Annotated in this window: 16 protein-coding genes; 14 read left to right on the top strand and 2 right to left on the bottom strand. The window is 74.9% G+C overall.

The features are described from left to right. Position 1: 1 nt before the first annotated feature. The 6 genes from folP (at position 2) to Q0858_RS16120 (ending at position 4,212) form a co-directional block, all read left to right on the top strand. On the top strand, positions 2-844 hold the full coding sequence (gene folP, locus Q0858_RS16145) for a dihydropteroate synthase (RefSeq protein ID WP_299057038.1): 843 nt from the start codon (positions 2-4) through the stop codon (positions 842-844). Positions 845-852: 8 nt separating this feature from the next. Next, entirely contained in the window at positions 853-1,269 is a 417-nt protein-coding gene (gene folB / locus Q0858_RS16140; RefSeq protein WP_366916018.1) for a dihydroneopterin aldolase, read from the top strand. After that, positions 1,266-1,835 (top strand): 2-amino-4-hydroxy-6-hydroxymethyldihydropteridine diphosphokinase, encoded by a 570-nt coding sequence (gene folK / locus Q0858_RS16135; RefSeq protein WP_299056537.1) that lies wholly within the window; start codon positions 1,266-1,268, stop codon positions 1,833-1,835. The genes folB and folK overlap by 4 nt, the downstream gene beginning before the upstream one ends. A 71-nt stretch (positions 1,836-1,906) precedes the next feature. Continuing rightward, positions 1,907-2,362: a DUF3180 domain-containing protein gene (locus tag Q0858_RS16130; protein WP_299056534.1), complete on the top strand. Its 456-nt coding sequence runs from the start codon at positions 1,907-1,909 to the stop codon at positions 2,360-2,362. Positions 2,363-2,371: 9 nt separating this feature from the next. Beyond that, positions 2,372-3,076 carry a hypothetical protein gene (locus Q0858_RS16125; protein WP_299056532.1) on the top strand — a complete coding sequence of 235 codons (705 nt, stop codon included), beginning with the start codon at positions 2,372-2,374 and terminating at the stop codon, positions 3,074-3,076. A gap of 44 nt (positions 3,077-3,120) precedes the next feature. Further along, positions 3,121-4,212: a GNAT family N-acetyltransferase gene (locus Q0858_RS16120; RefSeq protein ID WP_299056529.1), complete on the top strand. Its 1,092-nt coding sequence runs from the start codon at positions 3,121-3,123 to the stop codon at positions 4,210-4,212. A gap of 201 nt (positions 4,213-4,413) precedes the next feature. On the opposite strand, the gene Q0858_RS16115 is transcribed toward Q0858_RS16120, so the two are convergent. After that, complete coding sequence (locus Q0858_RS16115; protein WP_299056526.1) at positions 4,414-5,526, bottom strand: glycosyltransferase; 1,113 nt, start codon at positions 5,524-5,526, stop codon at positions 4,414-4,416. A gap of 20 nt (positions 5,527-5,546) precedes the next feature. Continuing rightward, positions 5,547-6,296, bottom strand: a complete 750-nt coding sequence (locus Q0858_RS16110; RefSeq protein WP_299056524.1) for a hypothetical protein — start codon at positions 6,294-6,296, stop codon at positions 5,547-5,549. Positions 6,297-6,464: 168 nt separating this feature from the next. On the opposite strand from Q0858_RS16110, the gene Q0858_RS16105 reads away from it, so the two are divergent. The 8 genes from Q0858_RS16105 (at position 6,465) to Q0858_RS16070 (ending at position 15,607) form a co-directional block, all read left to right on the top strand. Further along, positions 6,465-7,406, top strand: coding sequence for a Rossmann-like and DUF2520 domain-containing protein (locus Q0858_RS16105; protein ID WP_299056521.1), 942 nt, complete (start codon positions 6,465-6,467; stop codon positions 7,404-7,406). After that, complete coding sequence (gene panC, locus Q0858_RS16100) at positions 7,403-8,341, top strand: pantoate--beta-alanine ligase (RefSeq protein ID WP_299056519.1); 939 nt, start codon at positions 7,403-7,405, stop codon at positions 8,339-8,341. The genes Q0858_RS16105 and panC overlap by 4 nt, the downstream gene beginning before the upstream one ends. Next, the gene (panD, locus tag Q0858_RS16095) at positions 8,341-8,772 is read left to right on the top strand and encodes an aspartate 1-decarboxylase (RefSeq protein ID WP_299056517.1); all 432 of its coding nucleotides are present in this window, start codon (positions 8,341-8,343) and stop codon (positions 8,770-8,772) included. The genes panC and panD overlap by 1 nt, the downstream gene beginning before the upstream one ends. 10 nt (positions 8,773-8,782) lie before the next feature. Then, entirely contained in the window at positions 8,783-10,543 is a 1,761-nt protein-coding gene (locus Q0858_RS16090; protein WP_299056514.1) for an L-aspartate oxidase, read from the top strand. Positions 10,544-10,548: 5 nt separating this feature from the next. Beyond that, positions 10,549-11,508, top strand: coding sequence for a carboxylating nicotinate-nucleotide diphosphorylase (gene nadC, locus Q0858_RS16085; RefSeq protein ID WP_299056512.1), 960 nt, complete (start codon positions 10,549-10,551; stop codon positions 11,506-11,508). Next, a complete protein-coding gene (locus Q0858_RS16080) occupies positions 11,505-12,317 on the top strand; it encodes a type III pantothenate kinase (RefSeq protein WP_299056509.1) in 813 nt (270 codons plus the stop codon). Before nadC ends, Q0858_RS16080 begins: the two co-directional genes overlap by 4 nt. Positions 12,318-12,485: 168 nt before the next feature. Continuing rightward, positions 12,486-12,827 (top strand): Lsr2 family protein, encoded by a 342-nt coding sequence (locus Q0858_RS16075; RefSeq protein ID WP_299056507.1) that lies wholly within the window; start codon positions 12,486-12,488, stop codon positions 12,825-12,827. Between the two features lie 194 nt (positions 12,828-13,021). Then, complete coding sequence (locus tag Q0858_RS16070) at positions 13,022-15,607, top strand: ATP-dependent Clp protease ATP-binding subunit (protein WP_299056505.1); 2,586 nt, start codon at positions 13,022-13,024, stop codon at positions 15,605-15,607. Positions 15,608-15,645 lie beyond the last annotated feature (38 nt).

Below are 15,645 nucleotides of genomic sequence, written 5' to 3'. Positions count from 1 at the left end.
GATGGGCGTCCTGAACGTCACGCCGGACTCCTTCTCCGACGGCGGACGCTGGGCCGACGTCGACGCGGCCCTGGCCCACGGCCGGCGCCTCGCCGCCGAGGGCGCCGACCTGGTGGACGTCGGCGGGGAGTCCACCCGCCCCGGCGCGCGGCGCCCCGACGTGGCCGAGGAGCTCGACCGGGTGCTGCCGGTGGTGACCGGCCTGGTCGCGGACGGCGTCGCCGTCTCCGTCGACACGATGCGGGCCGAGGTCGCGGCCGCCGCGGTGGCCGCCGGCGCGCAGGTGGTCAACGACGTCTCCGGCGGACTGGCCGACCCCGCCGTCCTCGACGTCGTGGCCGACGCCCACCGCGCCTCGTCCGACCTGGTCTACGTCGCCATGCACTGGCGCGCCCACAGCCACGAGATGACCGGCTTCGCGTCGTACGACGGGCCCGGCGGCGTCGTCGCGGGCGTCGTCGCCGAGCTCGGCGACCGGCTGGCCGCCGCGGTCGCCGCCGGGGTGGGCGAGGACCGCGTCGTCCTCGACCCCGGGCTCGGGTTCGCGAAGACCGGCGACCACAACTGGAGCCTGCTGGCCGCCCTGCCCGCGCTGGAGGCGCTGGGTCGCCCGCTGCTGGTGGGGGCGAGCCGCAAGTCGTTCCTGGGCTCCCTGCTCGCCGACACCACCACCGAGCCGCCGACGCCGCGGGACGTGGGGGAGCGGGAGGCGGCGAACGTCGCCGTCAGCACCCTCGCCGCGTGCGCCGGGGTCTGGGGGCTCCGGGTCCACGACGTCCGCGCCAGCCTGGACGCGGTCGCGGTCGTACGCCGCTGGCGCGCGGCGGGCGGAGACAGGGCATGATGCCGCCTGTGTCGTCGCTCTCGGTCCCCGTCACGGCTCCCGTCCACGCCTCCGGCGTGGTCGACGAGCTGGCCGTGCTGGGCATCGAGTGCTGGGCCCACCACGGGGTCCTCGAGCACGAGCGGCGCGACGGGCAGCGTTTCCTGCTCGACCTGGCGCTGGGGCTCGACACCGTGCCCGCCGCGACGAGCGACGACTTGCACGACACCGTGGACTACGGAACTCTCGTGGCGGCGGTCAAGGCCGCCGTCGAAAGCGATCCGGTGGACCTCATCGAGACCGTCGCCCAGCGCGTCGCGGACCTCTGCCTGGCAGCGGGAGCGGTCGCCTGGACGCGGGTCACGGTGCACAAGCCGGACGCGCCCATCGACGCGACGTTCTCCGACGTCGCCCTGACGATCACCCGGAAGAGGGCCGACGCGTGACCGAGACCCCCAACCCGCACATGATCAGCACCGACACCCTGACCGGCGAGATGCACCCCATCCGCCGGGCCGTGGTCGCGCTGGGCTCGAACCTGGGTGACCGCCTGGCGAGCCTGCAGGGCGCCGTCGAGGCCCTCGCCGACACCCCCGAGGTCTGGCTGACCGACGTCTCGCCGGTCTACGAGACCGAGCCCGTCGACGCCCCCGAGGGCTCCGAGCTGTACCTGAACGCCGTCGTCCTCTTCGACACCACCCTGTCGGCCGCCCGTCTCATGGACCGCGCCCTGGCGATCGAGGACACCTTCGACCGCGAGCGCAGCGACGTGAAGAACGCCCCGCGGACCCTCGACGTCGACCTGGTCGTCGTGGGCGACCGGCGCAGCGACGAGGACTGGCTGCGCCTGCCGCACCCCAAGGCGCACCAGCGGGCGTTCGTGCTGCAGCCCTGGCACGACCTGGAGCCGGACGCCACCATCCCGGACGCCGGGCCCATCGCCGACCTGCTGGCCAAGGCCGACCGTCACGGCGTGACCAAGCGCGACGACCTGGTCCTCGACCTGCAGTGAGCCTCCCGCCGGGAGCCCCCGGTCCCGGAGGTCCCGGCCCGGACGACCCCGACGGGCCCGACCCGCGGGCCATGCGCCCGCTGGGGCCGGCCGCCCCCGCCTCGGCGGTCGCCGTGGGCCTGCTCCTCGGCTGGCTGGTGCGCCCCGGGTCCGCGGCGCTCGACGTCGTCCCGCCCCTCGTGCCCTGGGCGTCGGTCCTGGTGCTCGGCGTGGTCGCCGGCATCCTCGCCCTGACCGCCGTGGCCACCCGCCGTACGCTCACCGACGCGCACCGGACGGGCCGCCGCCTGGAGCCGCACCGGGCCGTGAACCGGCTCGTGATGGCCCGTGCCTGCGCCGTCGGCGGCGCCCTGGTCGCCGGGGGGTACGCCGGGTACGCGCTGTCGTGGGTCGGCCTCGGCACCGAGCTGGCCGACCAGCGCCTCGCGCGGTCGCTGGCGGCCGCGGTCGCCGCCGCGGCCGTGGTGGTCGCAGGACTGCTGCTCGAGCGTGCGTGTCGCGTCCGATCCGAGGACCCGGACGCCTAGCCTGCGGGCATGGCCACCGCCAGCGCCGCCCCCAGGAAGCCCGCCTCCTCCGCTCCCACCGCCGCCACCGCCTCCGCGGCCCGTCGTCGTCCCCGGAGCGGCCGGCTCGTCGGGGCCGTGGTGCTGCTGGTCCTCGCGACCCTGGTCGCCGTGGGCGCCGTCGTCGCCGTGGTCGTGCTGGACACCGCCACCCCCTGGCCGGTCGCCGCCGGCCTGCTGGTGCTCGCCCTGGGCGCCGCCGCGACCCGCTCCACCCACCTCGAGCTGCTGCTGTCCCGCCGCGAGGCCGGCGCCGAGCGCGCCCGGCTGGCCAAGGAGTACCGCGGCATCACCGACGAGCGTGTCGCCGAGAGCACCGCGTTCACCGCCTCGATGCGCCGTCGCCTCGACGACGCGGAGAGCACCGCCGCCGAGCACCTCGCCACCGTGCACGCCCACGAGGCAGCCCTCGACCGCCGCGAGCGTCGTCTCGCCGCCATCGAGGCCGAGCTCGACGTGACCCGCGACCGCCTCGAGGGCACCGAGCTGCTCGCCCGCGAGCAGGCCACCCGCGCCGACTCGCTCGAGAGCCGGCTCTCCGCCGAGCGGGCCAGCGCCGCCGAGTCCCTCGCCGAGGCGAACACCCGCATCAACGCCCTCGAGGTCGAGCGGGACGGGCTGCGCCACGAGCTGCTCCTGTGGCGCTCCGAGCCCGGCGGCCGCCGCCGAGCCTGAGGCCCGACCCCGGCCGGGGACGCCGTACGGCATGATCGTGCGGCGTGACGACGGACGACCTGCCCGAGGACACCCGGTTCGCCCAGGACCTCGACGAGGTCACCCCGGAGCGGCCGACGCTGCCCGACGGGTGGACCGTCGAGGACCCCGGCACCGGGTCGGCCGCGCTGACCGACGAGCTCGTGGCGCTGCTGCGGGCGCACGAGGAGGCGGCCCGCGGCTACGCCGGCGCGGGCGAGGACGACGTCGCGATGCGCTGCTCGCCCGCGAGCGAGCTCACCCACGCCAACCTGGTGCTGCGTGACCCCACCGGCGCGGTCCGCGCCTGGGGCTCCGCGCAGGACCGGGCGGTCAACCGGATGATCTACGACCACGTGGTCGCCCGTGACCTGGCCGAGGCCGACGCGGAGCGCTGCAGCGAGGTCCTGCTCGGCTGGGCGGAGGCGCAGGCCCGCAAGCTCGGGGAGGCGCGGGAGCTCGAGGTCCAGCAGATCGACGCCGGCGCGTTCGTGGACGACGAGCGGCAGCACCGGTGGTTCGCCGCCGCCGGCTTCAGCCACACCCGCACCTGGTGGCAGATGAGCCGCCCGGTCACCGCCGAGGAGGGCGACCTCGTCGAGGACCCGGCGCACTGGGAGGACGGCGGCGTCGTCGTCCGCCTCGTCGACCGGGAGGGCAGCGACATGCCGGAGGAGGACGACCTCCGCGCCGTCCACGACGTCCTCGAGAGCGCGTTCCTCGACCACTTCAACTCCCGGGAGGAGAGCTTCGGGGAGTTCCTGCACCGGCTGCGGGAGGACCCCGGCCACCGCTGGCACCACTGGTGGCTCGCCGAGATCGTCGACGGCGAGGAGCGCACCCCCGCGGGGGCCCTGGTCGGCACGATCGTGGAGAACGCCGACGGCCCGAACGCGTCGTACGTCGACTACATCGGCGTCCTCGAGAACGCCCGCGGCCGCGGTGTCGCGAAGGGCCTGCTCCGCACCGTCATCGCCGACGCCGCCCGCCGCGGCCGCGACCGGGTCGGCCTCGAGGTCGACGCCGACTCCCCGACCGGCGCCGACGGCCTCTACACCTCGATGGGCTGGGAGACGACGTACCGGACCCAGTCCTGGCACCGCGACGTCCGGATCTGAGCCGAGTCGGCCCGAACGTGCGCCGGGAGGGCGCCGAGTCGGCCCGAACGTGCGCCGTCGGGGCGCCGAGTCGGCCCGAACGTGCGCCAGGAGGGTGCCGAGTCGGCCCGAAGGTGAGCCTGAGGACGCTCGAGTCGGCCCGAGACAGAGGCGTTCGGGCCGACTCGGCGTGCTGTGGGGGTGCGTCCGGGGCCGACTCGGCTACTCGTGGGGGCGTACGGCGAGCGCGGACGGCGGCACCGACGCCGGGTCCAGGACCTCGGGCGGTACGGCGAGCCGCCGGCCCGCGCGCGGGGCGGGGCCGTCGAGGGCGAGGAACCACCGGATCACCGCCGCGGCGTCCTCGCGACGGTCCTGCTCGACCAGCCAGCCGACGAGGCGGTGGACGGGCGGCAGCCCGGAGTCGACCAGCGACCGGTCGGTCCAGATGTCGGCGACCATCCCGCGCAGCAGGTGCCACCAGGCGTCGTCGCAGCCGGGGATCTCCACGAAGTAGCGGTGGAGATCGCCCGCGAGCACCCGGTCGACGAAGACCGCCTCGACGTCCGGGTCGCCGTGGGCGCGCACCGCGGCGAGCGAGTCGAGCTTGGTCGCTGCCCGGTCCCGTAGGTCCGCCAGCGAGGAGCGTTGCTGGGTGATCGACGTGCCCTCGGCGCGGATCCGCCAGTGGTAGACGACCTCGTCCAGCACGTCGAAGCGCCCGGCCAGGAACGCCCGGGTGGTGGTCGGCTGGTCCTCGTAGCGCACGCCCTCCGGCCAGGACAGGCCCTGCGCGTCCCACCACGAGCGGCGGAACAGCTTGTTCCACGCGAAGACGTCGCCGAGCAGCTCCGGGTGCTCCGCGACCGTGGCGCCGCGCCGCGGCGGGGTGTGCAGCCGCCGCATCCACGGCGGCTCGTGCAGGCCGTCGGACTCCCAGCGCACGCACGAGCCCGTCGCGAAGTCCGACCCGCTCCGCTCCAGCGCCGCCACGAGCGTCGCGTACGCCGCCGGCGGGACGACGTCGTCGGAGTCGGCGAAGGCCAGGTACTCACCCGTCGCCGACGCGACGCCCGTGTTGCGGGCCGCGCCCAGGCCGCCGTTGGGTCGGCGGACGACCCGCACCCGGTCGTCCCGGGCGGCGTAGCCCTCCGCGATCGCAGCGCTGCGGTCGGGCGACCCGTCGTCGACCACGACCACCTCCAGCGCCCGGTGCTCCTGGGCGAGCAGGCTGTCCAGGCACTCACCCAGCCACGCCTCGACGCCGTACGCCGGCACCACGACGGACACCAGGGGCGCGCGGTGGACGCGCATCGAGCGGGGGAGCAGGCGCACCCGGCGAGGCTAGCGGCCGGTCAGGCCGACTCGACCCGCGACAGCGGGCCGTCGTGGACGACCCGGCCGCCCACCGCGGCGGCCACCGCGTCCCACGCGACGCCGGCGGCGAGGTCGCGCTGCCCGTCGGGGACCAGCGAGCCGACCTGCGCCGGTGCGGGGGAGTGCAGCGACCCCAGCCGCGGCCGGGAGTCGGCCTCGTGTCCGGGGTCGACCGCGAGTGCGCGGCCGCCGGCGAGCCGTCGTACGACGTCGCGCCAGGCGGCGTCCCGTCCGGTGCCGACCTCGGCGCGGGCGCCGATCCCGTGGTCGGCGACCGGCCACCAGTCGGTGAGCCAGCGGCCGATGCTCTGCGGCACCGTCGTCTCGTTCAGCCGCCCGCCGAGCCGCTCGCGGCCCGACAACGGGTCCACGTGGACGAAGACCGGGTAGCCGTCCTCGGCCACCTGGACCACGTGGGCGGGCACGTGGGACAGCCAGTCCACGGCCAGCACCAGCCCACCGAAACGCTCCGGCAGGTCGAAGCGCACCGACGTCCCCGGCAGGGCCGCGGCCAGGTCGGGCGCCAGCGCGCCGGCCGCGCCGAGCAGCACCACCTCGTCAGGGGTGTGGCGGGCGACGAGCTCCACCAGCGGCCCGCGCGGGTGGCGCAGCACGGCCGGTTGCCGGCGCAGCCAGCCGTCGTCGGAGAACAGCGCGGTGTCCCACGCCTGCTTCCAGGTGGGCTCGCTCGGCGGGGGCAACGACGGCATCCCCAGGCTGGTCGTCATCGCGGACGACGATACGGAGTCGCGAGCGTCACACCGGATCCGCCTACCCCCTCCCGGAGGGCCGCACTACGGTTGGCACCGCACTCGTCACGCAAGTGCTCGTCCGGTACCCATCCCGGCCCCCGGCGCCGTCGGGGGTGGTCGGAGGGACTGCAGCGAGAGGTCCTGATGACGCACCACCGCTCCACCGCGCGCCCCGCCGCGCCCACGACCCGCTCCGACCGGGGCCCCGTCCGCCGCGTCGGCCTCGTCGGCGCCGGCCGTGTCGGCGCCGTCCTCGGCGCGGCGCTGGCCGCCGCGGGCCACGACGTCGTCGGCGTCTCCGGTGACTCGGCCGCCTCCCAGGCCCGGGCGCGCGACCTGCTGCCCGGGGTGCCCGTCCTGGCACCCGCCGCCGTCGCCGAGGCCTGCGACGTGCTGGTGCTCGCCGTGCCGGACGACGCCCTCCTCGGGCTGGTCGAGGTCCTGGTGGCCGGCGGCTCCGTCCGCGAGGGCCAGTACGTCGTCCACACCTCCGGGCGCCACGGGCTGGCGGTCCTCGACGCGGCCACCGCCCTCGGCGCCCGGCCCGTGGCCCTGCACCCCGCCATGACCTTCACCGGCACCGCCGTCGACCGCGAGCGCCTGCGCGGGTCCGTCGTCGGCGTCACCGCCGGTCCGGGGGAGCGCGCTCTCGCCGCGCAGGTCGTCTCCGCGCTCGGCGCCACCGCGACGTACGTCGACGAGGTGCACCGCACGCTCTACCACGCAGGACTCGCCCACGGCGCGAACCACCTCGTCACCCTCGTCGCCGAGGCCCGCGAGACCCTCGCCGCCGCCGGGGTCGACGACCCGGCCGCCCTGCTCGGCCCGCTGCTGCGCGCCGCCCTCGAGGGCGCGCTGGAGCACGGGGACGCCGCGCTCACCGGCCCCGTCGTCCGCGGTGACACCGGCACCGTCGCCGGCCACCTCGCCGGGCTCGCCGAGGACGCCCCGCAGGCGCTGGCGTCGTACGCCGCCCTGGCGCGCGCCACCCTCGTCCGCGCGGAGGCGGACGGCCGGGTCACCGGCCCCCGCGCCGACCGCCTGCGCCGGCTGCTGGGCGACGCGCCCGTGGGGGCGACCCGGTGACCACCACGACGACCACCACGGTGACCACCGACCCGCTGCTGCTCGACACCGCCGCCGCGCTCGCGGAGCACCTCGCACCCCGCCGCGCCGAGGGGCCCGTCGTCCTCGTGCCGACCATGGGCGCGCTGCACGACGGCCACGCCGACCTCATGGACCACGCCCGCACCCTGGCCGGCCCCCGCGGCACCGTGGTCGTGACCGTCTTCGTCAACCCGCTGCAGTTCGGCGAGGGCGAGGACCTCGACCGCTACCCCCGCACCCTCGACGCCGACCTCGCGACCTGCGCCGCCCACGGCGTCGACGCCGTCCTCGCCCCCGCGGTCGACGAGGTCTACCCCGGCGGACGGCCGCAGGTCACCGTGCACCCCGGCCCGCTGGGCGACGTCCTCGAGGGCGCGTCGCGGCCGGGCCACTTCGCCGGCGTCCTCACCGTCGTGGCCAAGCTGTTCGGCCTCGTCCGCCCCGACGTCGCGGTGTTCGGGGAGAAGGACTTCCAGCAGCAGACGCTCGTCCGGCGGATGTCGCTCGACCTGGCGCTCGGCGTCGACGTCGTCACCGTGCCCACCCGCCGCGAGCCCGACGGGCTCGCGCTCAGCTCGCGCAACCGCTACCTCGACCCCGACCAGCGCGCCGCTGCGCTCGCCCTCTCGACCGCCCTGCGGGCCGCCGCGGACGCCGGGCACCACGGCGCCGACGCCGCCCGGCGCGCGGCCCTCGCCGTGCTCGACGCCGAGCCAGGCGTCGAGCTCGACTACCTGGCCCTGGTCGCCCCGGACCTGTCCGACGCACCGGGGGCCGGGGACGCCCGGCTCCTCGTCGCCGCCCGCGTCGGGACCACCCGCCTCATCGACACCCTGCCGCTCACCCTCGGCGGCACGGACGACCCCACCGACCACCCCACCGGCCAGCCCACCCCTGAGCAGGAGACCCCCTGATGCTCCGCACGATGATGACCAGCAAGATCCACCGCGCCACGGTCACGCAGGCCGACCTGCACTACGTCGGCTCGGTGACCGTCGACGAGGACCTCCTCGACGCCGCCGACCTCCTGCCCGGCGAGCAGGTGCACATCGTCGACATCACCAACGGCGCCCGCCTGGAGACCTACACGATCGCGGGCGAGCGGGGCTCCGGCGTGATCGGCATCAACGGCGCCGCCGCCCGCCTCGTGCAGCCCGGGGACCTCGTCATCCTCATCGCCTACGGCCACATGGAGACCGCGGAGGCCCGCGAGCACCAGCCCCACGTGGTGTTCGTGGACGCCGAGAACCGCATCGTCGGCACCGGCTCCGACCCGGCCGAGGTGCTGCCCGGCACCGGGTCCGGGACGCCGCTCGTGCGCGGCGACGTGACGGCCGCTCGCTAGCCTGCCGACCGTGACCCCCGACGCCGCACGGCCGCCCGCCCGGCTCCCCGCGCGGCTCAGCGCCCCGGCGCCGGGCTGGACGACGTACGCCGACGTGGTCGTGGTCGGCTCGGGGATCGCGGGCCTCACCGCGGCGCTGCGGCTGCACGCGGCGCTGGGTCCCCGCCCGGACGACGCCCCGGGGCCACGCGTCCTGGTGGTCACCAAGGACGTCCTCGACGCCGGCTCGACCCGCTGGGCACAGGGCGGCATCGCCGCGGCCCTCGGCCCCGGGGACAGCCCCGCGCAGCACGAGGCGGACACCCTCACCGCCGGGGCGGGAGGCTGCGACGTGGACGCCGTCCGCGCGCTCGTCGTCGAGGGACCCGACGCGGTCCGGGAGCTCATCGCCCTCGGCACCGTCTTCGACCACGACGCCGACGGCGGGCTGTCGCTGACCCGCGAGGGCGGCCACCACCGCGACCGGATCGCCCACGCGGGCGGCGACGCCACCGGCGCCGAGATCTCCCGCGCGCTGATCGCCGCCGTCCACGCCGCCCCCGAGATCGAGGTCGTCGAGCACGCCCTGGCCCTCGACCTGCTCCTCGACGGCGAGGTCGGCCGGGTCGGCACCGGCGTCGCCGGCGTCACCCTGCACGTGATGGGGGAGGGGCAGCGCGACGGCGTCGGCGCCGTGCGCTGCCGGGCCGTCGTCCTCGCCAGCGGGGGGCTGGGCCAGGTCTTCTCCCGGACGACGAACCCCACCGTCGCCACCGGCGACGGCACCGCGCTCGCTCTGCGGGCCGGGGCGCGGCTGCGGGACCTGGAGTTCGTCCAGTTCCACCCCACGATGCTGCACCTCGGGGAGGGCGCGCTGGGCCAGCAGCCGCTGGTCTCCGAGGCGGTCCGCGGCGAGGGCGCGTTCCTCGTCGACCACGCCGGGCAGCGGCTCATGACCGGGGTGCACCCCCTGGCCGACCTGGCCCCGCGCGACGTGGTCGCCAAGGCGATCACCCGGCGGATGCTCGAGGAGGGCCACGACCACCTCTGGCTCGACGGCCGCCACCTCGGCGCCGGGACGTGGGAGCGCCGTTTCCCGACCATCTCCCGGGTCGCCCGCGAGCACGGCATCGACCCCGTCACCGACCTGCTGCCCGTCGCCCCCGCCTGCCACTACGCCTCGGGCGGCGTGGCGGTCGACCTGTGGGGGCGCACCGGCGTCCCCGGCCTCTACGCGACCGGTGAGGTCGCCTGCTCCGGCGTGCACGGCGCCAACCGCCTCGCCTCCAACTCCCTGCTCGAGGGGCTCGTGTTCTCCCGCCGCATCGCCCAGGTGCTGCCCGGCGAGCTCGGGGCCTGGCGCACCCCCGCCGCCGAGACGCGGGAGCCGGGCCTCGTCGACGGCGGTGTCCGGGCGGAGCTCCAGGCCGTGATGACCGCGCGGGCCGGCGTCCTGCGCACCGCCGACGGCCTGGCCGCCGGCGCCGACGCCCTCGCCGACCTCGCGGCCGACGCCCCCGCCCCGGACGTCACCCCGGACATGGCCGCGTGGGAGACCACGAACCTGCTCACCGTCGCCACGGGCCTGCTCACGGCCGCCGCCCGCCGCGAGGAGACCCGCGGCTCGCACTGGCGCGAGGACCACCCCGACCGCGACGACGAGCACTGGTCCGGCCACCTCGACCTCACCCTCGCCGCCGGGGTGCTCGAGACCGACGTCGTCCGCGCCGTGCCCACGGACCCTGCCGCCGTCGCCGCCCGGACCGCGCCGACCCCGGCCGCCCCGACATGAGCCCGATGACCCCGCCCGAGACGGTCCGCGCGATCGCCGCCCCGTCGTACGACGCCCTGCCGCCCGCCCTGCTCGACGAGCTGTCCGCCGCGGGGCTCGACCCCGCGACGGTGCACGCCTCCGTGGTCGCCGCCGTCGCCGAGGACCTCCCGGGCGGCGTCGACGTCACCAGCTGGTCGACCATCCCCGCCGACCAGGTCGAGACCGCCGACCTCGTCGCCCGTGCCCCCGGCACGCTCGCGGGCCTCGCGGTGGCGGAGCTGGTGTTCCGTCACGTGCTCGGCGCCGAGGTGGAGGTCGTCCGCGGTGCCGCCGACGGCGAGGCGGTCGTCCGCGGCGACGTCGTCCTCACCGTCACCGGCGCTACCGCCCTGCTGCTCACCGCCGAGCGGACGGCGCTGAACTACCTCGGTCACCTCTCCGGGATCGCGACCGCGACCGCCGCGTGGGTCGCCGCCCTCGACGGCACCGGCGCCCGGGTCCGCGACACACGCAAGACCGTCCCGCACCTCCGCTCGCTCGCCAAGTACGCCGTCCGCGCCGGCGGCGGGCTCAACCACCGCCGCGACCTGTCCGACCAGGGGCTGGTGAAGGACAACCACGTGCTGGCCGCCGGCGGCGTGGTCGACGCCTACGCGCTGGTCCGGTCCGCCCACCCCGACCTCCCGGTACAGGTCGAGGTCACCACACTCGAGCAGCTCGTCGACCTCGTGGAGCGCACCGACTGCACCGACGTGCTCCTCGACAACATGGACGTGGACACGACGGCGGAGGCGGTCCGGCTGAACCGTGAGGCGGCCGCCCGCGCCGGCCGTGCCCCGGCCCGGCTCGAGGCCTCCGGCGGGCTCGACCTCGCCGCTGCCCGCGCGGTCGGCGAGACGGGGGTGGACCTGCTCGCGGTCGGGGCGCTCACGCACTCCGCGCCCGTGCTCGACATCGCCATGGACCTCCGGGCCCCGGCGTGAGCCAGGTCGCCGCGGCCGACGGCCCGGTGCTCTGCGCAGACATCGGCAACGACCGCACCGACCTCGGCCTCCTCGCGGACGGCGAGGTGCTCGGGCACTGGCGCCTGACCAGCAGCGAGGCGCGCACCGCCGACGAGTGGTGGGTGCTGGTCTCCGGGCTGCTCGCCGAGCAGCGGTCACGCGTGACCGGGGTGGTCGTCGGCTCCGCGGTGCCGTCGATCCTCGCCGAGTGGCGGGAGATGCTCGCCACCCACCTGGCCGACGTGCCGTGCGTGGTGGTCGAGCCCGGCGTGCGCACGGGCATCCCGGTCCGCACCGACAACCCCCGCGAGGTCGGCGCCGACCGCGTCGCCGACGCGCTCGCCGCCCTGACCCGGTACGGCGCCCCGGTCGTCGTCGTCCACCTCGGCACCGCCACGTGCCTGGAGGTCGTCACCGGCGAGGGCACCTACGTCGGCGGCGTCATCGCCCCCGGCCTGCGGACCTCCCTCGACGGCCTGCGCCACCGCGCCGCGCAGCTGCGCGAGGTCGAGCTGGTCCGGCCCGCGACGGTTGTCGGCCGCAACACCGTGGAGGCGCTGCAGTCCGGCGTCCTGTACGGCGCCGCCGCCCAGGTCGAGGGCCTGGTCGCCCGGGTCGTCGCCGAGCAGGGTCTCGACCCCGCCCGCACCACGGTGGTGGCCACCGGCCACCTCGCCCCGCTCGTCGTCGACGACTGCTCCTGCGTCACCGACCACGACCCGTGGTTGACGCTGCGCGGTCTCGAGCTGGTGCACCGTCGCAACACCGGGAGACGCCCGAAAGGGTGAATTCGGGTGGGCGTCACGGAAGTGATTGCCGAAGCCAGGGAATTGTCTCGGAAATGGTGCATGGGTGTTCTCCGCATTCCGATGTGCACGCCTGAGCGCTTTCTGCCATAGTCATTCCGACATGGGGTCGAGCACCACCCACAAACCTTTCGGAAGGATCTGCCCCCAATGGCCCAGAAAGTCAGCATCACCCTCGTCGACGACATCGACGAATCGGTTGCCGTCGAAACCGTCTCCTTCGGTCTGGACGGCACGTCGTACGAGATCGACCTGAACGACACCCACGCCTCCGAGCTCCGTGACGCCCTCGCGCCGTACGTCGGTCACGCGCGGAAGTCCGGCAGCACCCGCGGCGCCCGCAAGTCGACCTCCCCCTCCCGTCGCGCCTCCGCCGACGACGGCCCCAGCGCGAAGGACGTCCGCGAGTGGGCGCGCGAGAACGGCATGGACGTGCCGGACCGCGGCCGCGTCTCCACCGAGGTCCGCGAGGCGTACGACGCCGCGCACTGACACCCGTACCGACCGATCCCGGGGCCGGTTGGCGGCCCCGCACGGCCCAGGCCCCCGACTCACGCAGTCGGGGGCCTGTTCGCCGTCAGCGCACGGACCCCGCTCGTGGGTACGGAACACGTAGGCTGTCAATCCCCGTTGTCCTCACCGACGACGTCGCAGAACTTTTCTCTCCAAGCACGGAGGAGCACTACATGTTCGAGCGGTTCACGGACCGAGCCCGTCGGGTGGTCGTGCTGGCGCAGGAAGAAGCCCGCATGCTCTCCCACAACTACATCGGGACCGAGCACATCCTGCTCGGCCTCATCCACGAGGGCGAGGGTGTCGCGGCGAAGGCGCTCGAGAGCCTCGACATCTCGCTGGAGGCCGTGCGCGCCCAGGTCGAGGAGATCATCGGCCAGGGCCAGCAGGCGCCCAGCGGCCACATCCCCTTCACCCCGCGCGCCAAGAAGGTGCTCGAGCTGTCCCTGCGCGAGGCGCTGCAGCTCGGTCACTCCTACATCGGGACCGAGCACATCCTGCTCGGCCTCATCCGCGAGGGCGAGGGCGTCGCCGCCCAGGTCCTCCAGAAGCTCGGTGCCGACCTGAACCGGGTCCGCCAGCAGGTCATCCAGCTGCTGAGCGGCTTCCAGGGCAAGGAGAGCGCCGGCGCCGCGACCGGCTCGCAGTCCGGCAGCGGCGACGCGCCGTCGTCCTCGCTGGTCCTTGACCAGTTCGGGCGCAACCTCACCCAGGCGGCCCGCGAGGGCAAGCTCGACCCGGTCATCGGGCGCGAGCAGGAGATCGAGCGCGTGATGCAGATCCTGTCGCGCCGCACGAAGAACAACCCCGTGCTGATCGGTGAGCCGGGCGTCGGCAAGACGACGATCGTCGAGGGCCTGGCCCAGGACATCGTCCGCGGCGCCGTGCCGGAGACGCTGAAGGACAAGCACATCTACACGCTCGACCTCGGCGCGCTGGTCGCCGGGTCGCGCTACCGCGGTGACTTCGAGGAGCGCCTCAAGAAGGTGCTCAAGGAGATCCGCACCCGCGGCGACATCGTGCTGTTCATCGACGAGATCCACACCCTCGTCGGCGCCGGCGCGGCCGAGGGCGCCATCGACGCGGCCTCGATCCTGAAGCCGATGCTGGCCCGCGGCGAGCTGCAGACCATCGGCGCGACCACCCTCGACGAGTACCGCAAGTACCTCGAGAAGGACGCCGCCCTGGAGCGCCGCTTCCAGCCGATCCAGGTGGCCGAGCCCTCGATCCACCACACGATCGAGATGCTCAAGGGCCTGCGCGACCGGTACGAGGCGCACCACCGCGTCACCATCACCGACGACGCCCTGGTGTCGGCGGCGACCCTGGCCGACCGCTACATCTCCGACCGGTTCCTGCCGGACAAGGCGATCGACCTCATCGACGAGGCCGGCTCCCGCCTCCGCATCCGCCGGATGACCGCGCCGGACGACCTGCGGGAGTTCGACGACAAGATCTCCGAGGTGCGCGAGCGCAAGGAGACCGCCATCGACGGGCAGGACTTCGAGGCCGCCGCGCGCCTGCGCGACGAGGAGAAGCAGCTCATCCTGGCCAAGTCGGACCGCGAGAAGCAGTGGCGCGCCGGCGACATGGACGTCGTGGCCGAGGTCGACGAGGAGCTCATCGCCGAGGTCCTCGCCCTGGCGACCGGCATCCCGATCGTCAAGCTGTCGGAGGCCGAGTCCACCCGTCTGCTCAAGATGGAGGACGAGCTCCACAAGCGGGTCATCGGCCAGGAGGAGGCCGTCCGGGCCCTCTCGCGGGCGATCCGTCGTACCCGCGCCGGCCTGAAGGACCCCAAGCGTCCCGGCGGCTCGTTCATCTTCGCCGGCCCGTCCGGCGTCGGCAAGACGTGGCTGTCGAAGACGCTGGCGGAGTTCCTGTTCGGTGACGAGGACGCGCTCATCCAGCTCGACATGAGCGAGTTCGGCGAGAAGCACACCGTCTCGCGGCTGTTCGGTTCTCCCCCCGGTTACGTCGGTTACGAGGAGGGCGGCCAGCTCACCGAGAAGGTGCGCCGCAAGCCGTTCTCGGTGGTCCTGTTCGACGAGGTCGAGAAGGCGCACCCAGACATCTTCAACAGCCTTCTGCAGATCCTCGAGGAAGGTCGTCTGACCGACTCCCAGGGTCGCGTGGTCGACTTCAAGAACACCGTCATCATCATGACCACGAACCTCGGTACGCGGGACATCGCGAAGGGCGTGAACCTCGGTTTCGCCCAGACCGGTGACGCGGCCGGCTCGTACGACCGGATGAAGACGAAGGTGTCGGAGGAGCTGAAGAACCACTTCCGGCCCGAGTTCCTGAACCGTGTCGACGAGATCATCGTGTTCCCGCCGCTGAGCGAGGAGCAGATCGTCGCGATGGTGGACAACATGATCGCCTCGGTCGAGCTGCGCCTGAAGGACCGCGACATGTCGATCGAGCTCACGCAGGCCGCCAAGGACCTGCTGGCGAAGCGGGGCTACGACCCCGTGCTCGGTGCCAGGCCGCTGCGCCGCACCGTGCAGCGCGAGATCGAGGACACCCTCGCCGAGAAGATGCTGTTCGGTGAGGTCGGTCCCGGCCAGATCATCGTGGTGGACGTCGAGGGCGAGGGGCCGACGGCCACCTTCACCTTCGACGGCCAGAAGGTGGGCGGCGTGCCCGACATGCCCCCGCTGGAGACCGCGGGCGTCGAGCTCGACAAGCCCGCCGAGGCGGTCGCCGAGGACGCCGACGGTCCGGTCGACATCCGCAAGGAGTCCGACGAGGGCTGAGGTCCCCGACCTCCGCTCGTCTGACGCAGGGCCCGTCA

It is taken from the genome of uncultured Nocardioides sp. (assembly GCF_947489365.1).
In the GTDB taxonomy this organism is placed as follows: Bacteria; Actinomycetota; Actinomycetes; order Propionibacteriales; family Nocardioidaceae; genus Nocardioides.
Note: the sequence above shows the minus strand (reverse complement) of the source record. Positions and strands in the feature narration are given on the sequence as shown.

Excerpts from the sequence above, each read along its gene's own strand:
- folP (WP_299057038.1), top strand. The coding sequence starts at position 2 with ATGGGCGTCCTGAACGTCACGCCGGACTCCTTCTCCGACGGCGGACGC.
- Q0858_RS16130 (WP_299056534.1), top strand. The coding sequence starts at position 1,907 with ATGCGCCCGCTGGGGCCGGCCGCCCCCGCCTCGGCGGTCGCCGTGGGC.
- Q0858_RS16125 (WP_299056532.1), top strand. The coding sequence starts at position 2,372 with ATGGCCACCGCCAGCGCCGCCCCCAGGAAGCCCGCCTCCTCCGCTCCC.
- Q0858_RS16110 (WP_299056524.1), bottom strand. The coding sequence starts at position 6,296 with ATGACGACCAGCCTGGGGATGCCGTCGTTGCCCCCGCCGAGCGAGCCC.
- Q0858_RS16105 (WP_299056521.1), top strand. The coding sequence starts at position 6,465 with ATGACGCACCACCGCTCCACCGCGCGCCCCGCCGCGCCCACGACCCGC.
- panD (WP_299056517.1), top strand. The coding sequence starts at position 8,341 with ATGCTCCGCACGATGATGACCAGCAAGATCCACCGCGCCACGGTCACG.
- nadC (WP_299056512.1), top strand. The coding sequence starts at position 10,549 with ATGACCCCGCCCGAGACGGTCCGCGCGATCGCCGCCCCGTCGTACGAC.
- Q0858_RS16075 (WP_299056507.1), top strand. The coding sequence starts at position 12,486 with ATGGCCCAGAAAGTCAGCATCACCCTCGTCGACGACATCGACGAATCG.
- Q0858_RS16070 (WP_299056505.1), top strand. The coding sequence starts at position 13,022 with ATGTTCGAGCGGTTCACGGACCGAGCCCGTCGGGTGGTCGTGCTGGCG.